Annotated in this window: 13 protein-coding genes; 6 read left to right on the plus strand and 7 right to left on the minus strand. The window is 55.2% G+C overall.

Annotation, left to right across the window (positions count from 1 at the left end; translation table 11 throughout):
- The coding region (locus WC488_02230) for an NAD-dependent epimerase/dehydratase family protein (protein ID MFA5077220.1) at positions 1 to 761 on the minus strand (761 nt) is incomplete at its 3' end.
- 83 nt (positions 762 to 844) lie between these two features.
- On the opposite strand from WC488_02230, the gene WC488_02235 reads away from it, so the two are divergent.
- Both WC488_02235 and WC488_02240 read left to right on the plus strand, forming a co-directional pair.
- A complete protein-coding gene (locus WC488_02235) occupies positions 845 to 1,531 on the plus strand; it encodes a glycosyltransferase family 2 protein (protein MFA5077221.1) in 687 nt (228 codons plus the stop codon).
- Between the two features lie 16 nt (positions 1,532 to 1,547).
- A complete protein-coding gene (locus WC488_02240) occupies positions 1,548 to 3,329 on the plus strand; it encodes a glycosyltransferase family 39 protein (protein MFA5077222.1) in 1,782 nt (593 codons plus the stop codon).
- On the opposite strand, the gene WC488_02245 is transcribed toward WC488_02240, so the two are convergent.
- The 3 genes from WC488_02245 to WC488_02255 are packed head-to-tail and all read right to left on the minus strand — an operon-like array spanning position 3,330 to position 5,716.
- Complete coding sequence (locus WC488_02245) at positions 3,330 to 4,649, minus strand: TldD/PmbA family protein (GenBank protein ID MFA5077223.1); 1,320 nt, start codon at positions 4,647 to 4,649, stop codon at positions 3,330 to 3,332.
- 32 nt (positions 4,650 to 4,681) lie between these two features.
- Positions 4,682 to 5,002 carry a hypothetical protein gene (locus WC488_02250; protein MFA5077224.1) on the minus strand — a complete coding sequence of 107 codons (321 nt, stop codon included), beginning with the start codon at positions 5,000 to 5,002 and terminating at the stop codon, positions 4,682 to 4,684.
- A gap of 9 nt (positions 5,003 to 5,011) precedes the next feature.
- Entirely contained in the window at positions 5,012 to 5,716 is a 705-nt protein-coding gene (locus WC488_02255; GenBank protein ID MFA5077225.1) for an RAD55 family ATPase, read from the minus strand.
- Positions 5,717 to 5,767: 51 nt separating this feature from the next.
- Here WC488_02255 and WC488_02260 point away from each other — a divergent pair, with 51 nt between their 5' ends.
- The 4 genes from WC488_02260 to WC488_02275 all read left to right on the plus strand — a co-directional run bounded on the left by WC488_02260 (position 5,768) and on the right by WC488_02275 (position 9,793).
- A complete protein-coding gene (locus tag WC488_02260) occupies positions 5,768 to 6,778 on the plus strand; it encodes a hypothetical protein (protein ID MFA5077226.1) in 1,011 nt (336 codons plus the stop codon).
- Positions 6,778 to 8,322 carry a hypothetical protein gene (locus WC488_02265; protein MFA5077227.1) on the plus strand — a complete coding sequence of 515 codons (1,545 nt, stop codon included), beginning with the start codon at positions 6,778 to 6,780 and terminating at the stop codon, positions 8,320 to 8,322. Before WC488_02260 ends, WC488_02265 begins: the two co-directional genes overlap by 1 nt.
- Positions 8,323 to 8,334: 12 nt before the next feature.
- On the plus strand, positions 8,335 to 9,018 hold the full coding sequence (locus tag WC488_02270) for a helix-turn-helix domain-containing protein (GenBank protein ID MFA5077228.1): 684 nt from the start codon (positions 8,335 to 8,337) through the stop codon (positions 9,016 to 9,018).
- A gap of 64 nt (positions 9,019 to 9,082) precedes the next feature.
- Positions 9,083 to 9,793: a hypothetical protein gene (locus WC488_02275; protein ID MFA5077229.1), complete on the plus strand. Its 711-nt coding sequence runs from the start codon at positions 9,083 to 9,085 to the stop codon at positions 9,791 to 9,793.
- Between the two features lie 40 nt (positions 9,794 to 9,833).
- Here the strand turns inward: WC488_02275 and WC488_02280 are convergent, their stop codons facing one another.
- The 3 genes from WC488_02280 to WC488_02290 all read right to left on the minus strand — a co-directional run.
- Positions 9,834 to 10,703, minus strand: coding sequence for a thiamine pyrophosphate-dependent enzyme (locus WC488_02280; protein MFA5077230.1), 870 nt, complete (start codon positions 10,701 to 10,703; stop codon positions 9,834 to 9,836).
- A gap of 5 nt (positions 10,704 to 10,708) precedes the next feature.
- Positions 10,709 to 12,541 (minus strand): 2-oxoacid:acceptor oxidoreductase subunit alpha, encoded by a 1,833-nt coding sequence (locus WC488_02285; GenBank protein ID MFA5077231.1) that lies wholly within the window; start codon positions 12,539 to 12,541, stop codon positions 10,709 to 10,711.
- Between the two features lie 108 nt (positions 12,542 to 12,649).
- Positions 12,650 to 13,578 (minus strand): hypothetical protein (locus WC488_02290; GenBank protein ID MFA5077232.1); only part of this gene is annotated, 929 nt, incomplete at its 5' end.

Raw genomic sequence — 13,578 nt, forward strand, 5'->3', positions numbered from 1 at the left:
CTGAGGTTGAGCTCGGAGCAGAGCGTGCGCGCAATCTCGTCAACAGTGCGCTTTTCCTCGCTCCCTACATTGTAAACATCGAAAATCCCGGATTGCTTTTCTGATGCGGCCACGATTCCTGAAACGCAGTCCGAAACATGGAGGTAGGACTTGTTCTGCTTTCCGTCCCCGAGTATCTCGAGTTGATAGGGATTTTTCCTGAGCTTGTTGTAGAAATCGAACATCACGCCGTGAGTGCTCCGCTCCCCGATTATGTTTGCCAGCCTGAGCACAGTGCACTTCATTCCATAAGTGTGCGCGAACGAGGCGCAATAGGCTTCTCCTGCGAGCTTGCTGGCCGCGTAGTTGCTCACAGGGACCGTAGGCGCGTCCTCTGGAGTGGGCTGCATCTTGGCTTCCCCGTAGACAACTGATGAAGAGGTGAAAACGAATTTGGGCACGTCGGCTTTCCTGCACGCCTCCAGGACGTTGAACGTCCCTGAAACGTTGACTACGAAGCTTTCCTTTGCCCTGAGCGCGCTGTCCTTCACGTTCGGGTCCGCGGCCAGGTGGAATACAGCGTCGAAATCCTGGAAAAGCGAGGGCTCCAACTGGGAGCATACATCTTGCTTTATCACTGGAGCGCCAGAGGGCAGGTTTCCTGGGCCGGAGCTGACGAACGAATCGAGCACTGAAACTGAATGATTGGCGGCCAGGAGGTAATCCGCAAGATGGGAGCCGATGAAGCCGGCCCCGCCGGTTATCAGGAAGCGCATGGGCATCAGGTGCTATTCATGAACAGCAGATATAATAAGAATTATGTTGGATGAATAAACATTCTGTTTATGCTGCGCAGATGGTTCGGATGGAAAAGATTACTGTAGTGATACCGGCGCTTGACGAGGAGAAGGGGATAGGCCGCACAATTTCCGAAATCCCCGTGGGAAAGTTGCGGGAGCTCGGCCTTGAAACCGAAATAATAGTGGTCGACGGCGGCTCCGCAGACAGCACCAGGGAGATTGCCGAGCGGGGCGGCGCGAGGGTGATAGTGGAGAGGAGGCGCGGCTACGGGCTCGCGCTCAGGATAGGGTTCGACGCCGCGAAAGGGGGCTTCATAGTTTCCTGCGACGCGGACGGGACGTATCCGGTGCGGGACATTCCTGCCATGGCACGACGCATGGAATCCGAGGGGCTGGATTTCCTCAGCACGGACAGGCTCGCTAAAATCAAGGAAGGGGCGATGAGCGGGCGCAACATGCTTGGGAACGCCGTGCTGAGCGGCGCAGCGAAACTGCTTTTCGGGATGCCGTTCAGGGATTCCCAGTCAGGGATGTGGATGATGAAAAAATCCGCGTGGGAGAAAATCCGCGGGCGCGTGAAAAGCGACGGGATGGCTTTCTCGCAGGAGATAAAGATAGAAGCCAATGGGTGCGGCCTCAGGTGCGCCGAGGCGCCGATAGAGTACGAAGTGCGCGAAGGCAATGCCAAGCTCAATCCCTGGCGGGACGGCTTGGGAAACCTGCTGGCGCTGTTCGAAAAAAGGATTTCGTGATTTGCCCGGTGGATGGATGCTCCAGGAATTGAAAAACGAGGTGAAAAAGCCCGCCGTGCTGTTCCTTATCGGTTATGTGCTGCTCTGCGCACTGCTCCAGCAGCAGTATGTGGGCGCGCTCAAGTCCCTTCCGAGCCCGCTTTACGGAGGGGATTTGTACTACCAGATGGGGGCGATAGAGCACATACGAAGCGGAGGCAGCGTGCTTGAAAGCTCGTCCATGGTTGGGACGACACCCGGCTATCTCCCGGCTTACGGCGTTTTCGTCGCGGCAATCTCCTGGCTGCTCAACACGGACACGTTCCACGGGATGCTGGCTTGCTCGATGATTCTGCTGTTCGCGACATACGCGTTATGGTATTTCGTGCTCAGGGAGATATGCGGAGACGAAAGCATGGCGGTGCTCGGGGCCATAATAGTGAATGTGCCTCCGGGGGATCCGGTATTCAAGTATACCGCATTTGCGATGTACTTCGTGACTCCGATAGCGCTGTACTTCTTCTGGAGGGCGTGGAAAAGCGAGGAACTGAAGGATTACGCAATGGCTGGAATAGTGTACGGCCTGCTTCCGTTGTGCCACATGGTGCTGTTCATAGGGATGACGATTTTAGCGGCCCTGCTTTTCGGAATCAAAATCTACAGGAACAAGGAATACGCTTCATTCGGGGCGCTCAAGAAATACGCGGTATTCGCTTTGATTGCGGCGCCGCTGCTCATGCTCTACTGGTACCAGCCGATATTTGAATACCACCTCAAATTCGCGTACGACAGGACGCACATGGAGCTTCCGGACTTCGGAACGCTCGGCGTGCAGCTCTGGTTCTTTTCAGACATTTGGGCAAGGATAACATCTAAAATAGGCCTCGTGATTGCTTCGGCGTTCGTGCTGCTCGGATTCAGGAAAATCAAGTGGGACGGATTCGAAGGGGCGCTTTTCATCGCTTCGCTCCTGGCAACTTTTTCATATTTCATAACCGAGCCCCTGTTGAAGATGAATTTCATACCCCAGTATCTCTCGATCATGATGCTGCTCCCTTCCATCGTCGTGCTTTCGCTCGGGTGCGCGAAGGAAGTGCTCGGTGGATGGAAGAGCGGGAAGCTGGTGCTTTATCTCTTGCTCCTTGTGCTTGCTGGCTCCGCTTTCCTGGAATTCCAAGACAGGACTGCGCAGGACAAATGGATCAAGGTAGGGATGAACCAGACGTTCCCCGAGGAGTATCTGGGTCTCAGGAGCTACCTAGTGAACAACACCGGAGTCGATGACGTGTTTCTTTCCACAAAGGAAGTTTCGTTCGCGCTCAACGCATTCAGCGGAAGAAAACTGGTCGTGAACAGGTGGGCGCACCAGAACAATCAGTACCTGGACATGCCTGGAAGGGACCGCGACGCGGCTGTCATGCTTTACGGAAAGAACGCGAGCATGAGCGTCGCGCTGATGAAAAGCTACGAGGTTAAGTACGTGTTCTGGCACGCCTACTGGTACAACTCGGAATTTATTTTTGATAGCAGCGGAAAGCCGGTGGATTGGTACGACCCGCTTATAACGATGAACACGGACGCGAACAGGAAAATGTTGGACGAGAACGGAGTCAAGTACAGGGAGATGAAATTCTGGCTCGACCCGTCCGGGAGGAGTTCGGACATAAGGAAATACGACATACTGCAGGTTTCGTACGAGAACTACGATTTTTCAGGGAACGGACCGTGGAACGACGGGCTTGACCAATATTTGGAGGAAGTGTGGAGTTACGAGGAAAACGGGCAGAAATACGCGGCTCTTTACAAGGTAAAGTACTGATTAGCCGATTTTCATCTCCGAAACGCGCACGTGCGGGCCTCCGTCGGAAACAGGAACGCTCTGGGCCATCTTCCCGCAGAAGCCCGGGCTGGTCCCGAAATCCTTCCCTACGCGCTCCACTTTCCCGAGCGTCTCAAGTATGTGGCCGCTCACTGTGACATCGCGCAGGATTTTCTCCTTTGAGCCGTTCTTGACTAGGTACGCTTCCTTTGCCGCGAACATGAAGTTCCCTGAGAAAATGTCCACGCTCCCGCCCTTCATCCCTATGACGTAAATTCCTTGCTTCACGTCAAAAACTTCGGATTCATTTGCGCTCCCTTTCTGGAATAGGGTGTTGCTCATGCGCACTACAGGCGGGAACGCAGGGCTTTCTGCGCGGGCGTGGCCGTTGCTAGCTGTTTTCAGGGAAAACGCGCTTCCGCGCGAATGCAAGTAGTTTTTCAGCACGCCCTTTTCTATTATCGGGACCGGCTGCGCCCGAACGCCTTCATCATCGTAAAAATACTGGCCGAAGGAATCGAACGTGGGGTCATCGGTTATGCTTACTGATTCGTGTGCAATCTTTTTTCCAATCTTGCCGCGCAGTAGGGATTCTCGTTCTACTATGCTGTCGCCCTCGCTCGCGTGCCCCAGCGCCTCGTGCGAAAAAACCCCGGTCATCTCGGGGTCCATTATCACAGGAAAGCGGCCTTTCGGAGATGGCCCGGAGTTGAGCAGGCGCTCGGCGCTTTCCAGCGCGTTCCGGGCGGTTTTGCATAAATCGAAATCAGAGTATCCTTTCCGCGAGGAGAGCCGGTCCATTCCACGCTGCGCCTGGATTCCGTCCTTCGCTACTGAAACCGAAGAGAAATACGAGTAGCTCTGCTTCTCGGAGATGAAGGAACCCTCACTGCTGAGGAACGTTTTTTCCACGCTCAGGTCGCGCAGGAGCAGGGTGGAATTCCTGGCTTTTTTGGAAAGCGAGAATTTCCTCGCTTCCCTGAGGAGCGCAATCCGCTCCTCGGTTTGCGGAATTTGGTAAATTTTGCCTGCTGAAGCGCGAATTGTTTTGGGTTCGCAGAGCTTGGATTTGCCTTTGTTGAGCCTCGCGAGGCGCTCCGCCCTTTTGAGCAGGGCCGGAAAATCATGAAGCGATGAGCTCCACGCATAGCCGAAGCTTCCGTTTACCAGGGCGCGCACGCCCATGCCAGTTATCTCCCCTTCAACGCCGGTGAGCTTCCCGTCCTCGAGCGAAAGGCCGGAGGTGAAGCCTGAGGATATGCGCGCGTCAGCGTAGAATCCGGCCCTGGAAAGGGCGGAGAGTATTTTTTCGCTGTCCATTTTATCAGACTTTTGCTGCAAATCCGGCGCAATCAGAGCATGGAGCGTATGGACTGCACGTATCCCCTGAGAGTTTCCCGGTCCTCCTTGCCTTTCAGGAGCCCGAGGAGCACGTAACTCCCCACCGGAATGAGCAGGAGCGCCTTGTCCTTGAACGAGATTTCAATTTCCTTGGCCCTGTCCCCGAGCTGTTCCATAAGGAGCTGGGAGTTGTTAGCCAGGTACTGGGAAATGAATGGCGCCGGGTCGTCCATGCCGAAAGTCGAGTAAACCAGCCCGCCGTCGCGCTTCACCAGCGCGGTCTCTATGCCTTTCCCCCTCATCTCGTCAACTATGTGCTTGAAATCTTCCATGGAATCAACCTAAAGGACCTCGAGGCCGGCCGGGCCGAGCCTTATCGGGAGCGCCATCGGGCTGTTGGGCACAGTGAGCTCGTGCGCGCCGGCTTTCTGGGAGAAATAAAGGACCTGGTCGCACAGGCTTTCCAGGCTGGTTATGAACTTCTTGTCGTGCATCCCTTCATCAACGAGCCACAGGCTGGTCGCGTTCGCGCCCTTCAGCCTGCCCTGTATCACCTGCAGGAATTTTATCACGGTGTCTGGCTGGGAATAGAGGCTGAGCGTTGAGAGTGAATGGAAAATGACGCGCAGCTTCTTCCCCTCGCTCTGGCCTATCACGTCGTTGAGCGCGAGCGAGAGGTCGTTGAGCGCGGCAGGCCCTGGAATCATTATGTCGCTCCTTCCGGTTTCCTTCGCGCCCACGGTCTGGGAATACGCGTCTATGAAAACGAGCTCCTTGCCGGTGTGTTTCTTGAGGTTCATGCCGAGGGAGTTGGATTTGGATTCCACTTCCTCGGGGCTCATGTCCATGGAAACGTAGGCTATCTTTTCGCCCTCGTTTGATCCTGCGAACGCGAAGTGGAACGCGAATGCGAGCTTCTCCTGCCCTGCCGGCCCGACCACCATCGCGGTGCCCGGGTTCTGGTAGCCGCCCTCGAGCACCACGTCCAATTCGTCTATGCCGGTCGACACCCGGTCCTTGCGGAAGAATTCGCGCTCCTTTGCCATGCGGCTTAAACTTCTTTTAAAATTATAAACCTAACCGTTGATTCCTAACGCATGGTCTACGCGAAGAGCGAAGGCAAGGAGAAGGAAGGTTTCCTTGGGGGCGGGATAAAGCGGAGCGAGGACGAGGATTACAAGGCGCTTTCAAGCCTATGGGAAACCATGCGGGATGCGATTCTCGAGCCCAAGAGCGGAAAGGACGTTGACAGGTTCGATGCGCGAGTGACCGCCATGCTCAGGAATCCAGAGGAGAGGCGCATATTCCAGATGCTCGAGAAGGAGATGAAGCTCGCGGCGCTCGGGAAATCCGGCCTCGGGATAAGGAGGGGCGAGAGCGCGGCTTTTTTCGCTTACTGCGGGTCTGGGGAGCCCGAAGAGAGGGTTGCGGGGCTCAGGGAGCTCCAACGAGATGTAAGGAAAAGCAGGGAAAACATCGAATACCTGGAAGCCAGGGTGGAAAGGCTCGGGGAGGAGGAGCTCGCGAGGCTGGCTGCACTGGCAGTGAAGGGCGCGAAGAAATCCGAGGTGGAGGAGGCGCTCGGAAGCAACGCGAGCCCTGAAGCAGTGGAGCGGGTTTACGAGCTGATTGCGAAGCAGGACGCGTCCTCACTCGCGGCGCGGGACTTGTACGGGATTGAGAAGAGCGAGTACGAGAAGCTTTTCGGAATAGCCGCGAAAAACGAGATGGTTGCGGTGCTCATTCTTTACAGGCGCATTTTAGGCGATGCAGGGTTCACGCGGGCGATGGAACGGATTGGAGAGGGAAAGGAAGGCGCGCTTTTCGCCGAGATGCATAAGATGGACCTGGCCGCGCAGTATTTCTTCCTCTCTGTGCTCGCGCCGGAGCTGGTGAGGAACGGGATGTGGAGCAAATCCGTGCTCGGGATGCTCTCGGACGCGCTCGGGAAGGTGGGGGAGCTGGCGCGCGGGCTCGGCCTTAGTCCGGTCAGGAAGAGGATGGAGTTCCTCAACGGGGCCAGGAAAATCGTTTCCAGGTTCGGGGACTTCGGGGGCGTGAACCTCGGCCTGTTCTCTGCCGCTTTCATTGCGAAGATGGTGAAGTGATGGATTTCGACATGGCGCTCAGGTGCCTCAAAACCGTGAAGAGGATGGGCTTCAGGGAGCAGGAGCTCGGGCTCCCGATTCCAGACGCGGCGCCTTGCGCCGCCGCTGTGCCCCACGAGGACAATTTTTCCGGATTCGTGGAAAGCGAGGACGATTCATCCTACAGGGAACTCATGCTCTCGGATTTTCCCTCCACGTCGAAAGGGGCTTTCGCGTTCGGGTGCGTGATGCACGGACTCGGAAAGGCGCTCGGGGATTATTCCGAAGACTCGGAAAAGAATGGAAGCGCGCTGAGGTTCGGGATGAAGAACCGGAACGGGCATGATGAATGGCTCGATGCTCTTGCATCAGGGAAAAACACGGACTCGGTGCTGGACTCGCTTCCTGCGAAGGCGAAGCACGAACGCGAGATTGAGCGCGCATTCGCGGTGCATTCTGACGGGGAAGATGTAAAAGTTTACATGAAGTTTGGAAAGGGCTGGAAAAAGGCCTTCGCGGTCCCTTACACTGAAAACACCTGGCCCGTGAAAGAGGATGAATTCTTGGCGGCGTACGCGCTCGGAACGGGCATATACGGCGGGAGGGAGTTCAGCCCTTCGTATTCGAGCGCCCTGTACGCGGCAACGCGCAAAGGCGAATACGGATGGATTTCAGAGGAATTCGGCATAGGGAACCTAATGGGGAGCGCTTCCGAACTGCACAATTCCCTGGCCGAGCCTGGCTTCGGGCAGTTCCTCGCATTCGCGTACCTCCTCTCCAAAGGGCAAGTAGCGCGGATAAGGGAACGCACCGTGCGCGCTCCTGAGTTTTACTTCAACGTTCCTTACGCGCTCGTGAAAGCTGGGGTGGAAAGGAACAGGGGCAACATGCAGGAATCGCTCTTCCTGCTCAGGTGCGTTTCGGACCTTTCGCTGCTCACGCTCAGGTTCTCGCCGCTCGGGGGGAGGATGCTGGCGCTCGCGAAATATTTTGATGGCATGGAAAACATGGCGAACAGGAGGTTCGCGCTTTCTGGAAGCGTGGTGAAGATGCTGCGCGATATAGGGATGGGAACGAAGAAGGGCGGGCCGCTTGCGCTCGAGAAGAAGGATTTTTCCACGCGCGGCGGGAAAACGTACATGACGTTCGGCGCGCTGCTCTGGGCGATGAAGGCTGCCGCGATCAGGGGGGCAAAATGGGAGGGGCCGGAATTCTGGGCCTCGCTAAGGTCGCAGAACGCGAAGGTCTTCGTGATGAGCTATGGGGAGGAGGACGCGCTGGACCTGCTGGAGGAGGAAACAGAAGTAACGAGGGGCTCGGACATAGTCAAAGTGGAGGAATTTTTTTCCAAGCTCGTGGTGAAAAGGGCGATGGCGCTCGAAAGCGGCAGGGCGAAAGAGATTAAAGCGCACCTTGCGAGAATCATAGAGGTGGCTGACAAACGCTCGGCTGATGAAAAGGCGCTCCTTGCGGAGAACGGAAGCTGCGGGGAGGCGGTATACGAGGCAGCTGCCAGGGGGAAGCGGGCTGCGCTCGCGCTCGTGAGCTCGAAGAGGTTCTATTAGGGGTTTTGCAGGATGGAAAAGATAAAGATGGAAATAGCCGGGGAACTCTCGCTTTCGGACCAGGTCGGGCCTACGATGAAGAAGTGGCGGGAGATATTCAGCATATCCCAAGTGGAGCTCTCGCGCCACCTGGGCATAAGCGTTTCCACCATAAGCGATTACGAGGGGAACAGGAGGAAGAGCCCTGGAACCGCGGTGATAAAGCGGTTCGTGAACGCGCTTTTCGACATAGACCGGCAGAAGGGGGGGCTGATAAGCCAGAAGCTCCTGGAAGGCGAGAAGAACCTTGAGGACTATTTCAAGATTCACGAGTTCGCGCGCGGGATGAACATAAAGGACTTCGCGTCGCTCATTGAGGGGAAGATAATCACCAACCAGGATTTGGCGGAGAACAGGCAGATATACGGGTACACGCTGATTGATTCCCTGAAAGTCATATTGGAAATGCCTTTTTCGTATTTTCCGCGCATGTACGGGAACGTTTCGGAGCGTGCGTTCATATTCACCGGTGTGAGCACGGGGAGGAGCCCGATGGTGGTGATTAGAGTGTCGCCTTCCAAGCCCAGCGTGGTGGTTTTGCATGGGCTTGAGAATGTGGACAAGCTTGCGCTCAAGATTTCCGAACGGGAGCGGATTCCGCTCATAATAACTAAAATGGACATAAGCAAGATTGAGGAGAAGCTCGGGAAGATATAGGTTTTAAAACTTACATAGATATATTTTCTATAACCGGCATTGGGAGGCCGGGCGGGCAATATGCATGTTCATTGCAACTTTGAAGGAACCAAAGAAGGATACTGCACATCTCCAGCAGGATTCAAAAGTGATAGGGCGTATTTTCGGAAACCACCATGCCAAGCCGTCTGAAATGCGGCTGCTGCAAACGCTGAGGGAACAGGAAGAGAAAGGGCATGTGCAGCCTAAACTCTGGAGGAGGAGCCTCGAACAGTACGGCGCAGGCCTCGAATTCCGGGGGCGCGGGGTTCCAGGAATCATGGGTTTCACTCAGTACCTGGAATTCATGTGCAAGAATTCTGCGGATCCATTGCGCATCCTGGATGTGGGGGTCGGATCAGGGGCGCAGTGGGTGGATTTCCTGAAAAAGTTCAATGTTGAGTTTCACGCCACGGCTTTCAACCCTGCGCTCATCGATGAACCGGCAATAAGGAATAAAACAGTCAAATTGGCGCCTCACGAGCTTTCCTCTTTGTTCAACAGGGGCATGTTCGACTTAGTGGTTTCTTATCACGGAACCGAACTTGTGGAGAAGGAAGCGCTGGAGAACATAATGTTCATACTCAAGAACGCGGGGGAAGCGATAGTGATGGGGGGAAACGGCCGCATGCCAGGATACTGGATGAATGAACCCGAGCTGGGCACATATACGAAATTCTTCAGAGTGCTGGGTACGTTCAAGGCCCGGGACTTTTCCGGAGAATGGACTTATCATTTGAGGAAAAATAGCGGGTAAAAAGCAGGAAGGACGGCTCGGCGACCTATTTCGGAATTTATTACATAAATTCCTCGAACGCTTTTTCTATTTCAGCGCTTTTCACTGCGTGCCCAATCAGCGGCCCGCTGGCGAGCTGGGGCGCTTCTTCCACATATGTGGGGCGCTCCTCTTTGTAGAAAATTCCAGTGGGAATTTTCGCGTATCCGGATGACATTTCCTCGAACGCTTTTTCCATCGCTGCAGCTTTGTTTTTCGGGTCGTGCCCAGCACTTTCTAATTTGTACACGCGCTGCTGCCACCATGCGAAAGTGTTGAGCTTGTTGAAGGTCACGCAGGGCTGGAGAACATCCACTAAAGCGAAGCCCTTGTGCTGGAGCGCCTGCTTGAAAATCTCTTTCATGTGCGCCATGTCGCCCGCGAATGCGCGCGCGACGAACGTTCCGCCTGCGGCTATAGCGACAGCGAGCGGGTTGAACGCCATCTCAAGGTTTCCGTGCGGAGTGGACTTGGTCTTCATCCCTTTCTGGCTCGTGGGGGATGCCTGCCCGGTTGTTAGCCCGTAAATGGAATTGTCGTGCACTATGTACGTCATGTCTATGTTCCTCCTGAAGGAATGGAGGAAATGCGCGGAGCCTATTCCGTAGCCGTCGCCGTCCCCTCCTTCAGCTATTACTGTGAGCTCGTGGTTCGCGAGCTTCACTCCGGACGCGACCGTGACGCTGCGGCCGTGCAGGGATTCAAACCCGTACGTGTTTATGTAATGGCTCGCCTTTCCAGAGCATCCTACCCCGGAAACTAGAACGGTCTTTTCCCTTGGAATCCCAAGCTCGCTCAGCGCATTCTTGAGCGCCATGTGCAGGCCGAAATTTCCGCAACCAGGGCACCACTGGGGCTTCTCTTTGGTAGTAAGTTCAAGCACGCTGCTCATCATCATCACCTTTCAACTTTTCCTGCCTGCAGGTAATCGTAGGACAGGTCGTCTATCACGTGGATTTCCTTCTTGCCCTTCCAGCCCTTGTCTTTCAGCCGCTTAACTTCCGAAGCTATTTCCTCCGGGAAGAACTGCCTGCCGTCGTATTTGAGCAGTTTGAAATCCGGCTTGAATCCTACATACTCTTTCAATATACCGGCAAACTGCGCGGTGCGGTTGTTTTCCACCATCACGGTGCGGTTCAGCTTCCTGAAAAGCTTCTTCAGGTTCTTCGCGTCCAGCGGGAACAGGAAAATGAAGTGGAGCACGTTTGCCTTTATCCCTTCGGAGCTGAGGATTTTCGCGGCTTCAAGCGCTATGCCCTTGTGCGAGCCCCAGCACATCAGCGTGAGTTCCGCATCCTCGGGCCCGTAAAACTTTGGCATTTCGAAATCCTCCTTGAGTATGGAAGTTAGCTTGCGCATGCGCTTGTCCACCATCGCGGCGCGCACCGAAAAAGTCTCGGCGCTGTATCCGTTCTCGAAATGCTCGTACGAGCCGGCCACGTGCTCGCCTCCCGCAACCCCTGGAATGGGGCGCGGTGAAATCCCGTCTTTCGTTATGAGGTAGCGCTTGTAGCGCGCATTCGGGGGCAACGGCTTCAGGTTCCCAGTGAGCATTTTGCCCCGCTCGATTTTCACTTTTCCCATTTCGAACTTGTCGCATGAAAAGAAAGTCTCGGAAAGGTACTTGTCGCTCAGGAGTATGGCCGGAAGCTGGTATTTGTCCGCGAGATTGAGCGCTTTCGCGGCGCACTGGAAGCATTCGTGCATGTCCCCCGGAGCCAGGATTACCCGCAGGAATTCGCCTTGGCTCGCGTTGAGCGCGAATTTCAGGTCCGCCTGTTCGGTCCACGTGGGAAGGCAGGTGCTCGGGCCAGGGCGCTGGGCGAGGAATATCGTGACCGGCGTTTCGGAAAGCGCGGAAAGCCCGAGCGTTTCGGCCATTAGGGAAAAACCTCCGCCGCTCGTTGCGGTCGCTGCGCGCACCCCCGCGTAGTTCGCGCCCACCGCGTACTGCACTGCTGCTATCTCGTCCTCAGTCTGCTTTATCAAGACGTCGAAGTCCAGCTCCTTCTGCGCGAGGTAGTGCATTATCGATGAGGACGGGGTCATCGGATAAGCCGAGAGGATTTTAAGTCCGCCTGCGGCCGCGCCCAGGGCTATCGCCTCGTTCCCTGTGATGACCATCTTCTTGGAATCGCTTTTTTTCTTTATCTTGAATTTGAAGGATTCGGACTGGGATTTGCAGTTGTGGGCAACGTAATCGTAGCCTGCTCGCGCGATTTTCACGTTCTCATCCACAACCTGCTGGCCTTTTTTCGCAAAAGTTTCGGTGAGCACGTGTTCCAGAAGCGAAATGTCGTAGCCCATGAGCGCTATGCTCGCGCCCAGCGCCACTGTGTTCCGCATTATCACGTCCCCGCCGTTGTCGGTCGCGAGCTTGAGCAGCGGCACGTCGAGGAGCGTCTTGTCAGCGCCGAATTCGCCGGGGTCTATCTTCGTGGCAGAAGAATCGTATATTATCGCCCCGTTTTCGTAAATCTGGTCCTTGTGGAAATCCGCGGTTGGCTTGTTCAGGCAAACCACTAGGTGGTTCTTCTTCAGCGGGGCGTGAATCTCCTCGGCTCCGGCGCGTATCTGGAATGTGTTCTCGCCTCCGCGCACGAGTGAAGGGTACTCGGGGTACCCTACCGCGCTCAATCCCCCGCGCGTGAACGCCTTGCACATCGTGAGCCCTGAAGCCATTATGCCCATTCCGGCTTCGCCGCCGATTTTCCATATGAATTCTGCCATCGTATAACCTCGTCAGTATCAGATACTGTTGCCTAATCGCCTTATGAGCATGGAAAAAAGCTATTTATAAGCTTATTTGAGCTCAGTTCGGCAAATGGCGAAGTGCGCTCACACTGAGAAGAATCTCCTGGAACCATACAGGGTCTTGAAGTTGTTCTCGTACACCTGCTGTATAGAAAGCGGATGAACGGGGTGTTGCGCAGTGTTGCCGTTGTAGTGAAAGGCCACTTTTGCGCTAGCTTCAAGGTTGTGAGTGCTTACGTCCGAAGGTTTGATGCCTACGATTCCGCACTTCAATGAGAATGTCTTCACGCCTTCCATGATGTTGAGGAATACGTTGCGGCTGAGCAGGTCCATGTCGACCACCTGCCGTTCTATCCTTATCCCCGCATTCCTTGCCAAACGCGCTCGCTCCACATTGCCACGCAGATCGCTATTGGCGGCTTGGTTTGTCTGCTGGGTGAATCCCACTCCGGATACGCCGATTTTGTTCTCAAATTCGGTCTCATTGCGCACTATTACGAGCATGGCCTTCGCGTCCAGGTGGTAAAAAATCTGGCCAAAAAAGGCTGACGCGGTTATTTCCCTTATCTGGGCCGGGTTCAATGGTGCGTCCCCGGATTTTAGATTGACTCCCTTCCATTTGATGATGCGCGCGGCGTAGTCCTCCATCTCTTTTTTAAGGGAAAAAAATGCGCTGCCCTGGGACCCCACATCGGAGATGGATGAATGTTCCATGAAAAAATAGAAAAGCCCTGTCTTGAAATCGGCCAGGCTTTCATCCGAGCCAAAGAAGCCTGAAAGCCAGCGGTTGGTGCTCAGGAAGGCGTCACGCTGGGACCTGGCATGTTTCGCAAGTTCCGCGTAAGCGCTCCGTATCCCTTCTGTGCCATTCGTTTCCAGGTAGTCCGCAACCTTTGTTTTGATGAGCTCGAACAGTTGAGGCCCGGACCTGGGAAGTCCTATCGAAGTCTCGCAGTCCAGGGCTCGGGAACTCAGGAACAGGAGGAATGCCCGCTTCTCGCCTTCATCGCTGG

The organism is Candidatus Micrarchaeia archaeon (genome assembly GCA_041650355.1).
In the GTDB taxonomy this organism is placed as follows: Archaea; Micrarchaeota; Micrarchaeia; order Anstonellales; family Bilamarchaeaceae; genus JAHJBR01.

Bases quoted from the DNA above. Each gene is read 5' to 3' on its own strand.
- WC488_02245 (MFA5077223.1), bottom strand. From the start codon at position 4,649: ATGGACAGCGAAAAAATACTCTCCGCCCTTTCCAGGGCCGGATTCTAC.
- WC488_02240 (MFA5077222.1), top strand. From the start codon at position 1,548: ATGCTCCAGGAATTGAAAAACGAGGTGAAAAAGCCCGCCGTGCTGTTC.
- WC488_02235 (MFA5077221.1), top strand. From the start codon at position 845: ATGGAAAAGATTACTGTAGTGATACCGGCGCTTGACGAGGAGAAGGGG.
- WC488_02250 (MFA5077224.1), bottom strand. From the start codon at position 5,002: ATGGAAGATTTCAAGCACATAGTTGACGAGATGAGGGGGAAAGGCATA.
- WC488_02280 (MFA5077230.1), bottom strand. From the start codon at position 10,703: ATGAGCAGCGTGCTTGAACTTACTACCAAAGAGAAGCCCCAGTGGTGC.
- WC488_02285 (MFA5077231.1), bottom strand. From the start codon at position 12,541: ATGGCAGAATTCATATGGAAAATCGGCGGCGAAGCCGGAATGGGCATA.
- WC488_02275 (MFA5077229.1), top strand. From the start codon at position 9,083: ATGTTCATTGCAACTTTGAAGGAACCAAAGAAGGATACTGCACATCTC.
- WC488_02270 (MFA5077228.1), top strand. From the start codon at position 8,335: ATGGAAAAGATAAAGATGGAAATAGCCGGGGAACTCTCGCTTTCGGAC.
- WC488_02255 (MFA5077225.1), bottom strand. From the start codon at position 5,716: ATGGCAAAGGAGCGCGAATTCTTCCGCAAGGACCGGGTGTCGACCGGC.
- WC488_02265 (MFA5077227.1), top strand. From the start codon at position 6,778: ATGGATTTCGACATGGCGCTCAGGTGCCTCAAAACCGTGAAGAGGATG.
- WC488_02260 (MFA5077226.1), top strand. From the start codon at position 5,768: ATGGTCTACGCGAAGAGCGAAGGCAAGGAGAAGGAAGGTTTCCTTGGG.